Below are 18,925 nucleotides of genomic sequence, written 5' to 3' on the forward strand. Positions count from 1 at the left end.
ATTTTTTGAACAAGCGGGAATTATACGATGGATTCTCCGATTTGGGTGCAGAAGCTCAGAAGATGATTGAAAAAATCGAGCTCATAAAGTCAGAGATGACAAAAGTTATTGAAAAAAATGCAGAATTAGAGATTGAGAATCAGCATTTGCGAGCTCACCTTAAAGAATTAGAAGAACAAAAACAATCTGATGAACAAGGCGGATTGTCTAAATCACGCAAAAATTTGGAGATGTTGTACGAGGAAGGTTTCCATGTGTGCAATGTTGATAGTATGTATGGAACAAGACGAATTAACGATGAACCTTGTGTCTTCTGCCAGGATGTAATTTATGGGGAGAGACGACAATGACATTAAAGAAGATGAGCAGTTATCGGCGAGAAGATCGATTGGGCGTACTTTACTTGGTGCCGACACCGATAGGCAATTTGGGAGATATGACGTATAGAGCAGTCGGTGTGCTTAAAGAAGTTGACCTAATTGCAGCAGAAGATACGCGCAATACTCAAAAATTATTGAATCATTTTGAAATAAAGACACCTCAGATTAGTTTTCATGAACACAACACACAGGCAAGAATTCCACAGCTAATAAAGAAATTAACCGAAGGAATTAATATTGCGCAAGTTAGTGATGCAGGGACGCCTTCAATTAGTGATCCTGGGCACGAATTGGTTGTGGCATGTGTTGAAGCAGGTATTTCAGTCATTCCATTACCTGGGGCAAATGCCGGATTGAGTGCATTGATAGCTTCAGGATTGAATCCTCAGCCTTTTACATTCATTGGTTTTATTTCAAGGCGAAAAAAAGAAAAAGAAGAACAGCTGAAGTTTCTTGCTAAGAAACAAGAAACACTAATTTTTTACGAAGCACCACACCGCCTGAAAAAAACATTGGAGTCCTTTCAGGCTTTTTTTGGTGGAACAAGGAAAATTGTTCTGTGTAGGGAACTTACCAAAAGATATGAAGAATTTATCAGAGGAACAGTTGCTGAAGCACTTGAATGGGCCAAAGAAGAGCAGGTACGTGGTGAATTTTGTATCATTCTGGAAGGTAATCCAGATAGTTCTTCAGAAGAAGATAATGCAGAGACGGAGAATGTCTTACCATTAGAAGAACAAGTTGATAATTTGATTAACAAGGAAAATTATCGACCAAATGATGCAATTAAAGAAGTTGCAAAGAAAAACAATTTAAAAAAGCAAGTAGTTTACAATATTTTTCATCATATTGATGTGTAGGAAAGACGGCGGTTTTTTGAAAGAAAATATTTTTAGCGAGTCCCACAAAATTTTGTTTTACGAGACTGATCGTACTAAAAAGACAACGATAGGGATGCTGGTTAATATCTTGATGTTGGCTTCACAAGACCAAAGCATTCAATTAGGTTTAACTGAAGAAAAGTTAAATGAAAGAGGATATGGCTGGGTAATTACACAGCATGTCTTGAAGGTTGAAAGATTACCCATTTTTGGTGAAAATATTAAGATATGTACCAAGGCGGATTCATATAATCGATATTTTTGTTATCGTGATTTTTGGATCGAAGATGAAGAAGGCAAGATTATTGTGAAAATGCATAGTATATTTGTACTGATGGATCACAAGAAAAGAAAGATTGCACGGTTGCTTCCAGAATTCATCGAGCCATATGAAAGTGAATATACCAATAAGATCGAACGTGTGGCTGATCCTAAGGGTGATCCTAAAAGTCGATTGGTTTCAGAAAAAAATTACCGAGTACGTTTTATGGATATCGATTCAAATCAGCATGTTAATAATGTCCATTATTTTGATTGGATGATAGATGGTTTAACTGAGGAGTTCTTGTTAACACATACGCTTGCAGAAATGAATATTAAATATAAGCGTGAAGTGCATTATGGTGAAATGGTTAACAGTGAAACAAGGATGGCAGAAAATCAGTTGGTAACATACCATTTAATTAAAGCTGGTGAAGAAGAGAGCTGTTATGCTTGTTGTACGTGGAGATCTAAATAATATCAACATAGAGAAATTCTGTCTTTAAAAATAAAAAGTATTAGTATGAAGGGCAAAATCAGCATTTTACCTAGCATACTAATACTTTTTTGTAATAAATTTATTTTTAGCAGAAAAGTTTTGCATTTATGAAACAGCATCACTTAAAAAGTCAGTTAGTTCAGTAGTTGATAGATTAGCGCTGAGACCAACTAATAATTTAATGCGAGCCTTTTGTCCATTTAAACCATGACAGAATGTGATTCCCAAGTTGCTTAATTGGATTCCACCGCCATTATATGAATAGACTTCTTGAGCAATTCCGTTGAAACAGCGTGATACTAACACAATCGGTATTTTACGAGCAAGTAATTTCTTGATTGCAGGAAGAACGCGTGGAGGCAGGTTACCGGCACCCAAAGCCTCGATTACAATTCCATTTGTTTCTTCATTATCCATAAACTCCAGTATTTCTGGATCCATCCCAGCGTAAGCCTTTATGAGATAGACATGATTTACAACATGCTCAATTGGATGATAATCATTGAGCAACAACTGCTCATAGAAGAGAACACGATTTTTAGTCACTAGTCCAATTGGACCGAATGTGGGTGTGCGGAAAGTTGCGACATTAGTAGTATGAGTCTTTGTAACATAACGGGCAGTGTGGATCTCGTCATTCATTACAACCAAGACACCTTTATTTTTTGCTTCGTCACTTGCTGCAGTTTGAATTGCAGTTTGAAAATTATGAAGTCCGTCAGATCCAATTTCATTTGCAGAACGCATTGCGCCTGTCACAACTACAGGAAAGTCGTTTGGAACAGTCAGATCAAGAAAATATGCGGTTTCTTCAAGTGTATCTGTTCCGTGTGTAACGACAACACCATCAATGTTTTCGGATGCAGCCTGCAGTATTCTTTTTTCTAGTATTAGCATTTCAGCAGGACCAATATGAGGAGAGGGTAGATTAAACACATCCTCTGTAATCAGATTGAGTTTACCAATAAAGGGATTTTTAAATGTATCTAGTGGATTAGCACTATTAGGAGCAACACCACCATCTTCATTTTGTGACATTGCAATCGTACCACCAGTATGTAATATGAGTATTGTTTTCATTACCGGAGACCTCCTATAAGAATTAACTTTTCTATTATATACACTTAGTGAATTAAATGCTAGCTGCAAAAATAATTTAAGATAGTTGCTATAATCGTATAGATGTAAGAACCTAATTATTTAGAAAAAAGAAAGTTGTATTCATGATAAATTATATCGTTATTCCTTGGAGTAATGATTTTTGTTTAGCCCAGAGCATTGACTCTGTTCTGTAGTTTCGCGTTAGGGTTCAAATTTTATCGACCTATGTCATCTCTTCTTAGTGAAGCTACTACTTAATTGAAGTATTTTTTTGATGAGTTATGGGATGAGTTAAAAAAGCAGTTTCATTATATTTTTCAATAATGTAATGCCCATTTTGCTCAACGACTTGTGATAAAGATAGATTTGAAAGTCCACCAAGATAGATATTATTAGTCAAACGTTGAATACCTAGCTGACTGATTGCACCATGTGAGACAATAAGAATAGTCTGATTATCATCCATTTTTTCGGTGATATCTTTAATTGACTTACAAAATCTTTTTTGAGCACTTAAAAAGGATTCGACTCCTAATTTCTGAAGACGAATATCATCTGTTCTGGAAGACAATAAATCAAATTCGACAGGATAGTCTGTTAGTAAATTTTCTTTTTTAAGTCCTTCAAAAGAACCAAAAGAAATTTCTGCCAAACCAGGATCAGTAATCACTTGAATATCTGCAGAAATTTGTGAAGAAAGTAATGATGCTGTTTTATATGCTCGTTTGAGCGGGCTGGAGTAGACAGTCGAAATGTTAAATAGTTTCAAATAAGCAGCGAGTGCCTTTAAATCAGATTGAATTTCTGCAGTATATATAAGAGGACTGTCACCATGCGCACCTTGTAGACGTCCCTCAACATTCCATGCTGTTTTGCCGTGACGGACAAAAATAATTCTTTTATTCATTATTTGACTTTACCTACCGTATCTCCACGAAGACCTGTGCGCAAAGTTTCTAGGGAAATTGCATCGGTAGACGCAATATTACCTAAATTGACTTGAGGTCCAAACTTTAAAATTAAGTCCACTTGTTGCTTTTTCAAGGGCGCTTCAAATATAAGTTTATCAGTCCCAATTTCTGCTAAAATATCAAGTTCTTGTGAAATGATATTGCCGCTTTCATCATAAATACCAATATTTTTACCTGCTTCGCGGGCTTCGATAATTACAAAGTTCGACCCAGAGGCAATATCAGAATGGATTTGGGAGACACGGGTTTCAATACTGATTTTGTGATCCAACAATGGATTTTTCTTGCCAACTTCGGAAACAACAAAAAATCCCTTCTCACGTGCTAAGAAAATGACATTGTCCCGAATTTTTTTAGATAGTGACGTTGATCCATCACTTACCTCAATTGCATTAAAACCTAGGCGAGAGGTTTCTTTGAAAAAAAGATCCAGTTTCTTTTCTTGGATTGCAATTTCTAGCAAGGTTCCGCCAGGATAAGTCAATATTTTATTGTCATGATATATCTTGTTTTTTTTGATTACTAAATCAGATTCGACTGTAGCCGCAGTTCCCCAACCGAATTTAATGAAGTCAATGTATTCACCAGCACTTTGAACTAAGTCAGATGCATTATTTAAGCCTAATCCTTTATCTAGAATCATACTTAAACCAGTTGAACTTGTCTTAGAATGTGGAACTTTATTTAAAAATTCATATGCATGCATGAAAAAACCACCTTTTTAATTTTATTAGTTACAAAAGTCAGCTCTAAGAAATTCTTGAATAGAGAGGAACTTTTATACTAGATTAACTTTAACTAAAGAAAGTGTGAATAAAGTATGGAAACTAACGCGAAATCACTAATATAGTAGCACATTTCCTTACTAAGAATGATTTGAGGTTAGCTTTAGAAATTCAACTTATGCCACACTTTAATCGGAATAATAAAGAGGCTAGATCAAATGTTAACTTTTGACCTAGTCCCCAATAATCCAATAAAATAATTAATTTTTGTAAGCTTCTCCAGTGAGTTTCTCGACTTGCTTGAAACAATCACGGAAAGATTTTTCAAGCAAATCGCTGCTGTTATTTTTCTCGTAGAAATATGCGAGTGTGAATTGAACAAAGGGTAGGTACAAGCACCCACCGATTATTCCAACGATTGGTCCACCATAAATCATAATTGGTTCCCAAATGTAAAATCCAAAATAGGTGACTACGCTCCAGATTGCAATCCAAACGGCTACTGGAATACTCAGACCAATTAATAACAATAGGTATTTGAAACGTAAATTTTTGATAAATCTTTTACTTGCTTTTAAGGCGTAACGCTGGGATTGACCAAGAAACTGTGGCTGATTTTCCCTATATAAGAAGATTGCCTGTGAATAATCAATTCCCTTCCAAAGGACTACAACAAAAAATAGGAATTGTAAAATATATGTTACAATCTCAATCTTACTAGTGAACATATGAATCACAAGCAGAGGTAGTAGCCATAAGAAAATGAACAATGCCAAGTAGCAGAATAAACGAAGTACTTGATTTTTGTTTAATTGCTTAAACTTTTTAAAAACACTGGAGAAAGAAACTTTAGCGAGCTCATTTTTTAGAGTATCTTGAATAGCATATTGAATAATGACTCGAATAAAAAAGCAAAGTAGCGCAATTATGAAGAACAAGATAATACTGCCAATTATTTCTAAAAGATTAATGAAAATCAGATAACTTTGTCCATACAATAAAAGCGTGACACTTGTAGAAATTGATGAAACACCTACTGCGAAAAGTTCATAATCTAGCAAAAATAGTACACCTGCTACGAAAATAAGCAAAACATACAGTATACCAGCTAAAAGCCAGTTTTTTTTGAAGATAGTTTTATTCTCTCCAAAGTAGGATTTTAATGAATTAGAAAAATTTTTTATCACAACATGTAACCTCATCTCATAAATTATTATTGTTCCATAAGTCGATGGTAACACTAATTTAGTATCAAATGCGTAAAGAAAGTAAATATTCAAAAAGATATTACATGAATTTCACAAAAAAAACGTTTTTCAAATGCCTAAAAGAATTGCATTTGACATCTTATTAACCAGCAGATTCAGTGTAAATAACAGATATTTTAATATATGGATGAGGGCATTATGAAGTGTAAAAATATTTAAGACGTGAAATGGTCAGTTTATTTTATGCAGGAAAGGGAGTGTGACAGAAGTCGGTAAAATTTGAGTACTAACAAGAAATTACGAACATAGCGAGTAATTTACTATGAGTTATTCGAGGTTAGATGGAAAATTTTGATTTATGGAACACGTTTAACCGGAATAAGTAGGGGGACTAGGTTAAAATTTCACTTTTGGCTCAACCCCTATTTTTTAGTGACACAAATATTATTTTATTCTGAGGAAAATGATAACAACTAGTTGAGTATTTGTGATACACTATTTTAAGTACGCAGAGTACAAATTTCGGGGTAGGAAATAAAGCGTCAAGTGCTGGAAGGACGGAATGTGTCTTCCAGACGAAAGGTTAACACCTGCGGTTTTATTTTCGCATTCGCCGCATTTTTTTTGTGGCAACTCCAAAAGGGAGATGTCTTATATGAATAGTAGTTTTGTTTCACGTTTGTCGGTACGCAACATTGTGTTGATGGGTTTATTGATTGCCCTAAATATTGTTGTAGCCAAGTTTTTGTCATTTGGTATCTGGTCTGTGAGGATTAGTTTTACCTTCGTCGTTGTGTTTTTTATGGCATATTGGTTTGGCCCGTTATTAGGAGCAATTGGGGCAGCATGTGCAGATGTTGTTGGGACCTTGATTTTTGGAGGCCTTGGAGGATATTTTGCAGGTTTTACACTTTCCGCCTTTTTAGGGGCCTTTGTCTATGGTATTTTGTTCTATAAGAAGGATGTTACACTCGTGAGAGTTATTATCGCGGTATTGATTAACATTTTTCTTGTGGATGCATTGATGAATACCTATTGGATAACTCTTTTATATCATACAGATTTTGAGGCGATTTTCCCAGCGAGATTTATTAAGGAGTTGTTAATGGTTCCTGTCCAAATTATTTTGTTGTATGCTCTTGGAAGGAACAAAGCACTGGCTGGGTTAGTCAAACGAATTGATTGATTTGTAACAGTAAATATAAAAATTAATATTAATGATGGGGTAATCTATTACTTCCATCATTTTTTTGAGTGTAAAATAAGAAGGATACTAAATATTCTAGAATTGTTCTTAAGAAAATATTACAATGATTAAAAAATTAGCATACGGGCTTGTTTATACTATAATTGTGTTAGTATTATTCATGGAATTTAAAGATGAATTGGAGCGGTAAAAAAATGAATGTATTGGCGATTGATACTTCAAATCAACCTTTGAGTATAGCAATATTGAAAGATAAAGAGCTAATAGCGACAGTAACTACAAATGAATCAAAAAATCATAGTGTGACGTTAATGCCACAAATTGCTAATCTATTGAATAGTGTCGGGATGAAACCAATAGATATTGATAGATTTGTGGTTGCAAAAGGTCCAGGTTCGTACACCGGGTTACGAATAGGAGTCACAACTGCTAAGACATTTGCATTTACGCTTTCGAAAGAACTAGTGGGTGTTTCAAGTCTGGCAGTTTTAGCGGACGCGGTTAATGAAGAAGAAACAATAATAATTCCACTTTTTGATGCGAGACGAAGCAATGTTTTTGCGGGGGGATATGTCAAGGATGGTACTGGACTCACAAATGTAATTCCAGACCAGCACGTGTCTTTGGATGAGTTACTTGAAAAAATTAAAAATTATAAGCACATTTTTTTGTTGGAAGTGACAGTCATAAGTTTGAAGAACAGATCTTAGAGAAGATGGGTAAAAAGCAGCAGGTTGCTTTTTCGAGTAATGAAGATGATTATCCACAAGCGTATCATCTGGGCTTGTTGGGAATAGAAGAAAAACCAGTTGAGATTCATAGTTTCGTACCAGAGTATCTGAGATTAACGCAAGCAGAAAGTCAGTGGTTAGAAAATCATCAGGAGAGAGTAGATGAAACATTTGTTGAGAAAATTTAACAAAATTTTGGATTATTGCTTTAATTATTTTGAAGATACCTCATTAACTTTTGATAATAAAAGGGTTGTAATACATGATAACGAGTACCTTTTATGCAGGGCTGTGGTCCCTGACATAGCTGAGATGCTTCAGCTGCAGAAGTTAGTCTATGCGGATGATAATTCATGGGATGAGTCAGTTTTTGAGAGTGAGTTACGTAATGAAAAAAGCAAGTTGTATTTAATAATGCGGCAAAATGATCGTCTTATTGCTTTTATTGGTGCTTCATTCAAACAAAAAAACAAGGATGTACACATCTCAAATGTTGCAGTGCATCCAGATTTTCAAAATCGAGGGTTGGGTAAATTTCTGATTAGAACGATGATTAATTGTGCAAAATATAATGACTATTTATCACTTTCTCTTGAAACACGACTGAGCAATGTGCGTGCTCAAAAACTTTATAGTACAATTGGATTTAAAAATATGGGATTAAAAAAATCCTATTATCAGTCTAACCATGAAGATGCTGTAGATATGCGCCTATCAATAAAAAGCAAGAAGGAAACGGTAAATGAGTAATAAGAAAAGAGAATTGATCTTAGCTTTTGAGTCGAGTTGTGATGAAACAAGTGTCGCAGTTATTGAAAATGGAAATAAAATTTTGTCAAACATTATCGCAACTCAAATTAAAAGTCATAAAAGATTCGGAGGAGTTGTACCGGAAGTTGCGAGCAGACATCATATTGAACAAGTCACAATGTGTTTGGAAGACGCAATGATAGAAGCAAATGTAACGTATGATGATCTTTCTGCAGTTGCAGTTACATATGGACCGGGATTAGTGGGGGCGCTGCTTGTTGGAGTTGCATGCGCCAAGGTAGTTGCATTTTCACATAACTTGCCGTTAATTCCAGTGAACCATATGGCAGGACATATCTATGCCGCAAGATTTACAAGTGAGATTAAATTTCCAGCGATGGCTTTGCTAGTATCAGGCGGGCATACTGAATTGGTTTATTTGCCTAAAGAAAATGTGTATCAGATTATTGGTGAGACACGCGATGATGCAGCAGGTGAGGCTTATGACAAAGTTGGACGTGTTTTGGGATTAACATACCCTGCTGGGAAACAGATTGATGAGATGGCCCACAGGGGTAAGGATACCTTTTCATTTCCAAGGGCAATGTTCAAAGAAGATAATTTTGATTTTAGTTTCAGTGGTCTTAAGAGTGCATTCATTAATACTGTCCACCATGCAGACCAAATTGGAGAAAAACTAAGCTCCGATAATTTGGCTGCAAGTTTTCAACAGAGTGTGATTGATGTGTTATTGCACAAAACAGAACATGCACTTAACACATTCCAAATTAAGCAATTAATTTTAGCAGGTGGTGTTGCAGCGAATCAAGGACTAAGGGATGGATTAGTCCAACTAATAAGCAAACATGCCGGTGTTGAATTACTCAAGGCACCATTGAAATTATGTGGTGATAATGCTGCAATGATTGGTGCAGCTGGGTATGTTGCATGGAAAAATGGAGAGGTTGCAGACTTATCATTAAACGCGGATCCAAGTTTGGAATTTGAATGGCTTAAAGGAGAGCTAAAATAGCAGTGGCGCAAAAAATGAAGTTAAATAATTAAATTTATAGGCAATCAGTTATCATCCTGATTTGGATGGTAGCTGGTTGCCTAGTTTTATCTGAATACAGACTATTATGCAAAAAATTAAAATAAATTTAATTATAAAGGCACGATTCAAATTAGACTATTCGTATTTTTTATCCAGTACTAATGTGTTGAGTAAAGGCTGGAGATAGTCTACCAGATGACTTTTATTTTTTTACAAAAATCAGTGATACTTTCATTGTTTAGATTAACGGATAGCAGATTTTGCAGTTCCGGTGATCTATTCATACTTGATAAAACATTCGTATGTTTCTGGAATAAGTTTTTAATATCAGGCCAACTCTTCTCCAAATTAACACAAAAAATAATTGCCGTATATTTCATATGCGAATCAGTCTTTAAATATGTTGGAGTTAATTTATTTTTAGGCACACTTATTCCAATTTCTTCATTTATTTCTCTATAAATACTATCTTGAAGGTTGAACTTATTTTCTTCTAAGTCATTGGCATCAATATTACCACCTATGCACTGAATTCGATTAGGACTTGAGGTGTTCGTTCCCATTTTACCTAGGATGATCTTGTTATCATTTGTTAACAAAACCGCGGATGTAAATATGATTTTGCAATCTTCTTCTTGTAAATTATGATTACTGCTATATAAATAGTGGGCATAATCAGTCCTGCTTACCGAAAAAGTAATTTCATTTTGGGTACTGCAAATCTGATTAACAGTGTATATATCACCATTAAAATATCTTTTTTTATTATTTATAAAATTCCAATTGCTGGTAATTTTTCTTTGATTTTCGATGGACAAAACGGTGCTAGTACCTGAGTAGGTAACGGAAATTTTTTTCTTGACCTTCTGTATTCTTAAATTATTCATGTTTTTCTCCAAGCATAGAAGGATACCCATTATTTGTGAACAAGCATAAATTATTGGAAATTAAATTCTTTAATATTTTACTATTTCAAAATTTAGGTATCAGTGTAATTTGTTATTTAATAATAATCTGTGATTTCGTAATTATTATGGTTGTGATTAAAAATAGTCATAATAATAGTTTAAACAAATATGACTTGTATGCAATTTTTTCATGTGGAAAAGGTGCTTAGAAAATATAGTAGTTACTTTTGATTTTTTGTTAATTTACAGTAGCAATAGGAAATAATATTAATCGAGATTTTCAAGTTTCATACTTTTTTCTTCCCAGGAATCTTCCAGATTAGTGACTTTATCTTGTGTCTTCTTTAGTAATTCTTGTAATTCAGTACTTTTTTGAGGATCGGAATAGACTTCTGGAAGAGTCATCTGCTTTTGGATTTCTTCTTCTTCTGTATTGAGTTTCTCAAGTTGATTTTCGATTTCTTCAATTTCACGACGTAATTTTCGTTCCTTGCGCTGCTGTTCTTTATTAAGCTGATAGTTGTTTTTTTCAGGTTTCTCAGCAACTGTAACTTCACTTTGCCCTTTTTCTTGCGCAAGCAAAAACTGTTCTTCTTTTTTATCGACGTAATAATCATAATCACCTAAGTAGAGTTGACTGCCATTCTCAGATATTTCTAGAACATTGGTCGCAACCTTGTTGATGAAATAACGATCATGTGAGATGAAGAGTATGGTTCCATCATAGTCCAAAAGAGCCTTTTCAAGTACTTCTTTACTATCAATATCCAAATGGTTAGTTGGCTCATCAAAAATTAGGAAGTTATCGTGGTTGAATGCAAGTTTTGTCAGCAATAAGCGAGCTTTTTCACCACCCGAAAGATTGTGAACCACTTTCTTTACATCATCTCCAGAAAAAAGGAAACTTCCTAAAATTGATCTGATATCTTTTTCAGGGGTAGTAGGATGTTCATCCCATAATTCATTTAATACACTCTTATTAGCATGCAGGTTTTTTAACTCCTGATCGTAGTACCCAGTGTCAACATTTGCCCCAAATGAATACTCACCACTGATCAGAGGAATTTTATTGAGGATACTTTTCAATAAAGTTGACTTTCCAACCCCATTGCTACCAACAATCGCCATCCTTTGATGTTTTCGCAAATCAATATCAATTGGCCCTGATATTGGATCACTTTCATATCCAATAAAAGCATTGTTAACAGTTAAAACAATATTTCCACTCTGACGGTTTGAAATGAATTGAAAATGTGGCCCCTGTTGGCCATTAGTTGGTCGTTCAAGCCGATCTATTTTTTCAAGTTGCTTCCGCCGACTTTGAGCCCTTTTTGTTGTTGATGCCCGCACAATGTTACGCGCAACGAAATCTTCAAGCTTTTCGATTTCTTCTTGCTGTTTTTCATATTGTTTCATTTTTTGTTGAAAGCGTTTAGCCTTTTCTTCAATATAGAAAGAATAATTTCCTTGATAATGTTCTGTTCCACTTGAGGTAAGTTCATAAACTTCCTTAGCAATTTTATCAAGAAAATAGCGGTCATGTGAAATAATTAGAAGGGCACCTGAGTATGATTGCAAGTAACCTTCTAGCCAGCTTAAAGTCTGAATGTCTAAATGATTTGTAGGTTCATCCAGTATTAATAAGTCATTTTTTTCTAATAACAGTTTTGCAAGGGCTAATCGAGTTTTTTGTCCACCTGATAGTGTTCCGATAATGGTAGTGAAATCTTTCTCATAGAATTTAAAGCCATGCAAAACAGCTCGAATTTCTGACTCATAACCATAACCATTCGCTTCTTTGAAATTGTGTGATAATTGGTCATAGTTGCTAAGAAGAGCTTCATACTTTGACTGTGGTTGAATAGAGTGATCAAAGGATGAAATCTCATTTTCTAGTTTGTGAATCTTTACTTCCATCTTCTTCAAATCATCAAAGACAGTAAGCATTTCATCATAGATGCTTCTTGTAGAATTTAGACCGTTGTCTTGTGCTAAGTAGCCAATTGTCATATTTTTATTTTTAGTAATTTGACCATTATCAGGAGATTGCAAACCAACAATCATTTTAATCAAGGTTGATTTGCCAACCCCGTTTCGCCCAACAAGGGCAATTCTAGAGTTATCTTGAACGTCAAGGTTAACTTTTTCAAATAGAACGTCGCTTCCAAATAGACGCTCGACATTTTGTGCTTGAAGTAAAATCATAAAAACACCTCTTAAATATTAAAATATGAAAATTAAGGCAGTTACAAACCTTGTGAAATTTAGCAAGTAATTGTATGCTCTATTGCATGTGAATGTAATTTAGTGTAGCATAAACACGGTAAAATATAGTGTACAACATTAATGATTGTGAAGATAGTTAAACACATAGCTTCACAAGGAGTATGTTATACTATGTAAAAAGCCTGAATTATTTATTAGCGAAAGGAGCTAAAACATGGTAACATCAAAAATTCCTCATGCGACAGCTAAAAGACTGCCAATCTATTATCGTTATTTGCACTTCTTATCAGATGCAGGTAAACAAAGAATTTCATCAACCGAACTTGCAGATGCTGTTAAGGTTGATTCTGCAACAATTAGAAGAGACTTCTCGTATTTCGGTGCCCTAGGAAAACGAGGGTATGGTTATGATGTAGACAGCCTGCTTGCTTTCTTCAAAAAGACTTTAAATCAAGATCAGCTAACAAACGTAGCGCTGATTGGAGTCGGTAATCTAGGTCATGCACTTTTGAATTATAATTTTCATCAGAGTAATAATGTACGTATTAGTGCGGCTTTTGATATTAATCAGGATATTACCGGAACGATTCAAAGTAGTGTTCCAGTTTATGATATGGCCGATATGAAGGAACAGTTAACAGTTCAACAAATTGAAATCGTAATTTTGACCGTTCCTTCTAGTGTTGCTCAAAAAGTTACGAATGAGCTTGTTGATGTCGGGATTAAGGGAATACTTAATTTTACACCGCTTAGGATCACTGTACCTAATACTGTTAGAGTCCAAAACGTTGACTTAACAAATGAATTACAAACACTGATTTATTTCTTAAACAAGTTCGGTGATAAAGATGAAACTTTATTAGACTAACATCCTGCTTTACCAAAGTTTTTACTGAGGTAAAGCTTTTTTTATTTTAACTGCAATACAACAACAAAAAGATTCATAAGTATATGAGCAATTATTGGTGCTTTAATATCGTGCGCCTTGTAGTATATAAAGCTCAAAACCAGTCCTAAACAAGCGTAGGTTAGGTAATGCTCATCAGCATGTGCAATGCTGAAAAGAACACTCGAAAAGAGCGCGGCTCCCATTGGATTGATGAAGGTTGAAAGATTACCAAAGAACACCTTGCGAAAAATAAATTCTTCCATCACCGGTGCAGCAACTATCACGTATATTAAATAATAGGGATAGTGAGCAATAATCGTCATTATTTGGCTCGTATTTTCAGAGACAGCTGATTGATGCAGAAGATAAATTTCAGCAAGCATTGTCACTTTTTGGATAACAAAGACTAAAATTGTTCCTAAAAGGCCTAACAATAGTACCGAAGTCAACGAAGTTTGTTTTGACTCAATGTTGTTTTTAAACGGAAATTTTCGATTGAGGTAGAACATAAAAAATATTCCTGCAGTTCCCATGATACTAGTTGCGATAAACAACAGTGGGTTACTTTTGATTACTGTAAAAAAAATGTTTGGAAATAGCATAACAACAAGATATGTTATGAGCAGTGCTAAAGAATTTTTTCTGATATCCATGAGTTACTCCATTCACTTTAATAATAAACTCAGTATAACATACATTAATTAGCACTCTCGTAGGTAGAGTGATAAAAAACTTGCATTTTTGGTGCGAATTGATTATAGTAATAGTTGTGATTAGCACTTGAATTAGTAGAGTGCTAAAAACAAAACAATATTGGAGGGATATACAGTGCTTAAACCTTTAGGAGATCGTGTTATTTTGGAAGTTCAAAAAGATGAGGAACAAACTGTTGGCGGCATAGTAATTGCTAGCAATGCTCAAGAAAAGCCACAAACAGGAAAAGTGGTTGCAGTTGGTGCAGGCCGAGTTTTAGATAACGGTGAAAAGGTTGCTTTATCAGTTAAAGTCGGCGAAACGGTTTTGTTTGATAAATATGCTGGCACAGAGGTCAAATACGAAGAAAAAGAGTATTTGGTTGTTCATGAAAAAGATATTGTTGCAATTGTAGACTAAATATTATTATATAAATCGACTATGAGGTGAATTATTGATGGCAAAGGAAATTAAATTTTCAGAAGATGCTCGTTCAAAGATGCTTGCAGGTGTTGACAAGTTAGCAAATACAGTTAAATCAACAATTGGTCCAAAAGGAAGAAATGTTGTTTTGGAACAATCTTACGGTTCACCAACAATCACAAATGATGGTGTAACTATTGCAAAAGCAATCGAGCTTGAAGATCATTTTGAAAATATGGGAGCAAAACTTGTTGCGGAAGTTGCTTCAAAGACAAATGATATTGCAGGTGATGGTACTACAACTGCTACCGTATTAGCACAGGCGATTGTTACAGAAGGAATGAAGAATGTGACTGCTGGTGCAAATCCTGTGGGCATTCGTCGCGGTATTGAATTAGCAACGAAAGCTGCAGTTGATGAATTGCATGAGATGTCAAATAAAGTTGAATCAAAGAGTGATATTGCTCAAGTTGCTTCAATTTCTTCAGCTAATGAAGAGGTTGGTAAGTTGATTGCCGATGCAATGGAGAAAGTTGGAAACGATGGTGTTATCACAATTGAGGAATCAAAAGGTATTGATACTTCATTGGATGTTGTAGAAGGAATGCAATTTGATCGTGGATATCTTTCACAATATATGGTTACAGATAATGATAAGATGGAAGCTGATATGGATAATCCATACGTCTTGATTACTGATAAAAAGATTTCAAATATCCAAGAGATTCTCAATCTTTTACAATCAATTGTAGAGCAAGGCCGTCCATTATTGATTATTGCTGATGATGTTGATGGTGAAGCATTGCCTACTCTCGTTTTGAACAAGATTCGTGGAACATTCAATGTCGTTGCCGTTAAGGCTCCTGGCTTTGGTGATCGTCGTAAGGAAATGCTCCAAGATATTGCTACGTTGACTGGTGCAACAGTTATTACAGAGGACTTGGGTCTACAATTGAAGGACACAACGGTTGATCAGCTCGGTTCTGCAAGCAAGATTACTGTCACAAAAGAAAAGACAACTATTGTTGAGGGTGCTGGCAACAAGTCAGAAATTGCTGAGCGTGTAAACGTAATCAAGAAGCAAATTGCTGAAACAACTTCAGATTTTGATCGTGAAAAGTTACAAGAACGTCTTGCTAAACTTGCTGGAGGTGTGGCTGTAATCAAAGTTGGTGCAGCAACCGAAACAGAATTAAAGGAACGTAAGTACCGCATTGAAGATGCATTAAATGCTACTAGAGCTGCTGTTGAAGAAGGATTTGTTTCTGGTGGTGGTACAGCATTAGTTAATGTCATTGGTAAAGTGGCTGAATTAAAGGAAACAGGCGATGTTCAAACAGGTATCAATATTGTTAAACGTGCTTTGGAAGAACCTGTTCGTCAAATTGCTGCAAACGCGGGTCTTGAAGGATCTGTAATTGTTGAAAAGCTGAAATCACAGAAACAAGGTATTGGTTACAACGCCGCTACTGGTGAATGGGTTGACATGGTAAAGGCAGGAATAGTCGATCCAACTAAGGTAACACGCTCTGCTTTGCAAAATGCGGCAAGTGTATCTGCTTTGTTGCTGACTACAGAAGCTGTTGTTGCTGATGTACCAGCACCTGAGGCACCTGCTGCTCCCGCACCTGCTGCACCAGGCATGGGCGGAATGATGTAATAAATACATTATTAAATAATAAATAACGGAGCTAGGTTAAAAGTTAACTTTTGACCTAGCTCCGTTGTTTATTACGTGCAGAATTGTTTCATAAGCCAAAATTTTTCATCTAATCTTGACTTACTGGTAGGAAATCATCCACACACAATGTTTGTAATTCCTTGTTAGCACTTAAATTTTTCCGACATCCGACATATGTTACATTACTAATTTCTATTGTGAAAAACGAATTTTGGTATATTTATTTTTGAAATAATTAAGTAAAGTTTTATTGAGTAAAATACTAAATCTGTACCGAGTTCTTGCTTGCTAGAGTAGTTAAAAATGGAAAATAAAGCGTATAAGAAAGAATACTAATTTATTTATTGATGCATCTGAAAGTATGCTCAAATTCAGATTGGTATTGATTTTAAGGTGCAACTGAATGTAAAGTGTGATAAATTGTTTTAATAGGGAATTAGCAGATAGTAAAATGATGCTATTTCATAGAATTTGATTATCTTAGTCATCAAAGAGGGGAAATTAAATGTGGCACTATTTAAAACGATTATTAATTGGAAAGCCTTTAAAAACAACGGATGAAGGTAATCAACAGCTGACAAAATTCAAGGCTTTGGCTCTGTTATCTTCCGATGCATTGTCTTCAGTGGCTTACGGAACTGAACAAATTACAGCGGTTCTAGTAGTTTTGTCTGCTGCAGCTACATGGTATGCTTTACCAGCTGCTGGAATTGTCCTGATTCTATTGTTTGCAATAACCTTGTCGTATAGACAGATTATCCATGCTTATCCATCCGGTGGTGGGGCATATATTGTTGCAACAAAAAACTGGGGAACACCTGTTGGTCTAGTTGCAGGTGGTTCGCTGCTGGTTGATTATATGCTGACTGTTGCCGTTTCTGTAACTTCTGGGACTGAGGCTATTACATCAGCTATTCCATACTTAAGGGAGCACAGCATCGCAATTTCAATTATCATTGTTTTGTTTATTATGACTTTGAATTTGCGTGGCATGCGTGAGTCGGCTTCTTTTTTGACGTTCCCAGTTTATTTGTTCATTACCATTCTGGTTTCGATGCTAGCATGGGGACTATTCAATATTGTTACAAATAAAATTCAATACAATGCTGCTGCACCGATAGGCGGGGCTGTTCCAGGAATGTCTTTGATTCTATTTCTCAAAGCGTTTTCTGCTGGATCATCTTCCTTGACAGGTGTTGAAGCTATTAGTAATGCAGTCCCGAACTTTAAAAAACCGAAAAGAAGAAATGCCGCTAATACATTAGCTTTGATGGCATTGATTTTAGGTGTATTTTTCACAGGAGTTACGTTCCTTAGTTATTACTTGGGTGTACTTCCCAGTACTAAAGAAACTGTTCTGTCTCAAATTGGGATAGCAGTTTTTGGTAAGGGAATCTTCTATTATTTACTGCAATTCTCAACAGCTATGATACTGGCAGTCGCTGCCAATACTGGTTTTTCGGCCTTTCCAATATTGGCTTATAATTTGGCAAAGGACAAATTTATGCCTCACATGTACATGGATAAGGGAGACCGTTTAGCATATTCAAATGGAATTATTTCGCTTGCAGTTGGAGCGATTGTCTTAATATTGATTTTTCATGGGCAGACTAACTTGCTGATTCCATTGTATGCAGTTGGTGTTTTTGTACCGTTCACACTTTCTCAATCAGGAATGATAATCCATTGGTTTAGGGAAAAAGGAAAAAATTGGATTTTGAACGCACTCGTGAATTTGTTAGGAACAATCATTTCATTTCTTTTAGTTGTATTCTTGTTCTTGCTGCATTTTCAAAATGTATGGCCATATTTGATAATTATGCCAGTTCTGTTATTTGCATTTCAAAAAATTCACAGTCATTACATCATGGTTGCTTCTCAATTACGTTTGAGTGAAGAGGCTACACTCCATGATTATGATGGCTCAACTGTAATTGTCCTTGTAAGTTCAGTAACGCATGTAACGACGGGAGCTATCAATTATGCAAGGTCAATAGGTGATTATGTAATTGCAATGCATGTTTCATTTGATGAGAATCCAAAAAAAGAACATGAAACTGCAAAGGAGTTCAAGGAGTCATTTCCAGATGTACGTTTTGTTGATTTGCATTCTTCATATCGCTCGGTAGCAACACCTGTTTTACGCTTCTGTGATGTTATTGCTAAAAACTCAGCTGAAAAGAATTATTCAATGACAGTCCTAGTGCCGCAATTTGTACCGCGTAAACCATGGCAAAACATTTTACACAATCAGACCAGTTTAAGGTTGCGTGCTGTGTTGAATTCGCGTGAAAATATTATTGTGTCAACGTATAGTTATCATCTAAAAAAGTAGAC

Annotated in this window: 17 protein-coding genes, 1 pseudogene and 1 riboswitch; of the genes and pseudogenes, 11 read left to right on the forward strand and 7 right to left on the reverse strand. The window is 35.3% G+C overall.

The features are described 5' to 3' along the window. Positions 1–5 precede the first annotated feature (5 nt). The 3 genes from GSM_RS00280 to GSM_RS00290 are packed head-to-tail and all read left to right on the forward strand — an operon-like array spanning position 6 to position 2,000. A complete protein-coding gene (locus GSM_RS00280; protein WP_010077665.1) occupies positions 6–350 on the forward strand; it encodes a DNA replication initiation control protein YabA in 345 nt (114 codons plus the stop codon). Next, complete coding sequence (gene rsmI, locus GSM_RS00285) at positions 347–1,240, forward strand: 16S rRNA (cytidine(1402)-2'-O)-methyltransferase (RefSeq protein WP_010077666.1); 894 nt, start codon at positions 347–349, stop codon at positions 1,238–1,240. Before GSM_RS00280 ends, rsmI begins: the two co-directional genes overlap by 4 nt. Before the next feature lie 16 nt (positions 1,241–1,256). Beyond that, complete coding sequence (locus tag GSM_RS00290) at positions 1,257–2,000, forward strand: acyl-[acyl-carrier-protein] thioesterase (protein ID WP_010077667.1); 744 nt, start codon at positions 1,257–1,259, stop codon at positions 1,998–2,000. A 126-nt stretch (positions 2,001–2,126) separates the two neighbouring features. On the opposite strand, the gene GSM_RS00295 is transcribed toward GSM_RS00290, so the two are convergent. The 4 genes from GSM_RS00295 to GSM_RS00310 all read right to left on the reverse strand — a co-directional run bounded on the left by GSM_RS00295 (position 2,127) and on the right by GSM_RS00310 (position 5,879). Then, entirely contained in the window at positions 2,127–3,101 is a 975-nt protein-coding gene (locus tag GSM_RS00295) for an asparaginase (RefSeq protein WP_003688868.1), read from the reverse strand. A 271-nt stretch (positions 3,102–3,372) separates the two neighbouring features. Beyond that, entirely contained in the window at positions 3,373–4,029 is a 657-nt protein-coding gene (locus GSM_RS00300) for a histidine phosphatase family protein (RefSeq protein ID WP_003688866.1), read from the reverse strand. Continuing rightward, entirely contained in the window at positions 4,029–4,799 is a 771-nt protein-coding gene (gene comA / locus GSM_RS00305; RefSeq protein WP_003688864.1) for a phosphosulfolactate synthase, read from the reverse strand. The genes GSM_RS00300 and comA overlap by 1 nt, the downstream gene beginning before the upstream one ends. Positions 4,800–5,078: 279 nt before the next feature. After that, on the reverse strand, positions 5,079–5,879 hold the full coding sequence (locus GSM_RS00310; RefSeq protein WP_235720319.1) for a hypothetical protein: 801 nt from the start codon (positions 5,877–5,879) through the stop codon (positions 5,079–5,081). 668 nt (positions 5,880–6,547) lie between these two features. Beyond that, a riboswitch (THF riboswitch) is annotated at positions 6,548–6,644 on the forward strand. 37 nt (positions 6,645–6,681) lie between these two features. Between GSM_RS00310 and GSM_RS00315 the strand changes: the two genes are divergently transcribed. From GSM_RS00315 to tsaD, 4 genes and pseudogenes are all read left to right on the forward strand, one after another. After that, on the forward strand, positions 6,682–7,212 hold the full coding sequence (locus tag GSM_RS00315) for a folate family ECF transporter S component (RefSeq protein ID WP_003688860.1): 531 nt from the start codon (positions 6,682–6,684) through the stop codon (positions 7,210–7,212). 215 nt (positions 7,213–7,427) lie between these two features. Continuing rightward, positions 7,428–8,152, forward strand: a pseudogene (gene tsaB, locus GSM_RS13770) (tRNA (adenosine(37)-N6)-threonylcarbamoyltransferase complex dimerization subunit type 1 TsaB). Beyond that, the gene (gene rimI / locus GSM_RS00325; RefSeq protein ID WP_003688856.1) at positions 8,127–8,714 is read left to right on the forward strand and encodes a ribosomal protein S18-alanine N-acetyltransferase; all 588 of its coding nucleotides are present in this window, start codon (positions 8,127–8,129) and stop codon (positions 8,712–8,714) included. Before tsaB ends, rimI begins: the two are co-directional and overlap by 26 nt. Further along, positions 8,707–9,747 (forward strand): tRNA (adenosine(37)-N6)-threonylcarbamoyltransferase complex transferase subunit TsaD, encoded by a 1,041-nt coding sequence (tsaD, locus tag GSM_RS00330; protein WP_003688855.1) that lies wholly within the window; start codon positions 8,707–8,709, stop codon positions 9,745–9,747. The genes rimI and tsaD overlap by 8 nt, the downstream gene beginning before the upstream one ends. Positions 9,748–9,956: 209 nt before the next feature. Here tsaD and GSM_RS00335 read toward each other — a convergent pair whose 3' ends face one another. Then, positions 9,957–10,655, reverse strand: a complete 699-nt coding sequence (locus GSM_RS00335; protein WP_010077670.1) for an NUDIX hydrolase — start codon at positions 10,653–10,655, stop codon at positions 9,957–9,959. Positions 10,656–10,943: 288 nt separating this feature from the next. Next, complete coding sequence (locus GSM_RS00345) at positions 10,944–12,881, reverse strand: ABC-F family ATP-binding cassette domain-containing protein (RefSeq protein WP_003688851.1); 1,938 nt, start codon at positions 12,879–12,881, stop codon at positions 10,944–10,946. A gap of 235 nt (positions 12,882–13,116) precedes the next feature. Between GSM_RS00345 and GSM_RS00350 the strand changes: the two genes are divergently transcribed. Then, a complete protein-coding gene (locus tag GSM_RS00350; protein WP_003688849.1) occupies positions 13,117–13,770 on the forward strand; it encodes a redox-sensing transcriptional repressor Rex in 654 nt (217 codons plus the stop codon). Positions 13,771–13,811: 41 nt separating this feature from the next. On the opposite strand, the gene GSM_RS00355 is transcribed toward GSM_RS00350, so the two are convergent. Next, the gene (locus GSM_RS00355; RefSeq protein ID WP_003688848.1) at positions 13,812–14,444 is read right to left on the reverse strand and encodes a CPBP family intramembrane glutamic endopeptidase; all 633 of its coding nucleotides are present in this window, start codon (positions 14,442–14,444) and stop codon (positions 13,812–13,814) included. A 175-nt stretch (positions 14,445–14,619) separates the two neighbouring features. Here GSM_RS00355 and groES point away from each other — a divergent pair, with 175 nt between their 5' ends. The 3 genes from groES (at position 14,620) to kimA (ending at position 18,923) form a co-directional block, all read left to right on the forward strand. Then, a complete protein-coding gene (groES, locus tag GSM_RS00360; protein ID WP_003688845.1) occupies positions 14,620–14,904 on the forward strand; it encodes a co-chaperone GroES in 285 nt (94 codons plus the stop codon). Between the two features lie 37 nt (positions 14,905–14,941). Next, a complete protein-coding gene (groL, locus tag GSM_RS00365; RefSeq protein ID WP_003688842.1) occupies positions 14,942–16,567 on the forward strand; it encodes a chaperonin GroEL in 1,626 nt (541 codons plus the stop codon). A 526-nt stretch (positions 16,568–17,093) separates the two neighbouring features. Next, positions 17,094–18,923: a potassium transporter KimA gene (gene kimA, locus GSM_RS00370; RefSeq protein WP_003688840.1), complete on the forward strand. Its 1,830-nt coding sequence runs from the start codon at positions 17,094–17,096 to the stop codon at positions 18,921–18,923. The last annotated feature ends 2 nt before the right edge of the window (positions 18,924–18,925 follow it).

Origin of the sequence: Liquorilactobacillus mali KCTC 3596 = DSM 20444 (assembly GCF_000260415.1) — a bacterium.
Taxonomy (GTDB): domain Bacteria; phylum Bacillota; class Bacilli; order Lactobacillales; family Lactobacillaceae; genus Liquorilactobacillus; species Liquorilactobacillus mali.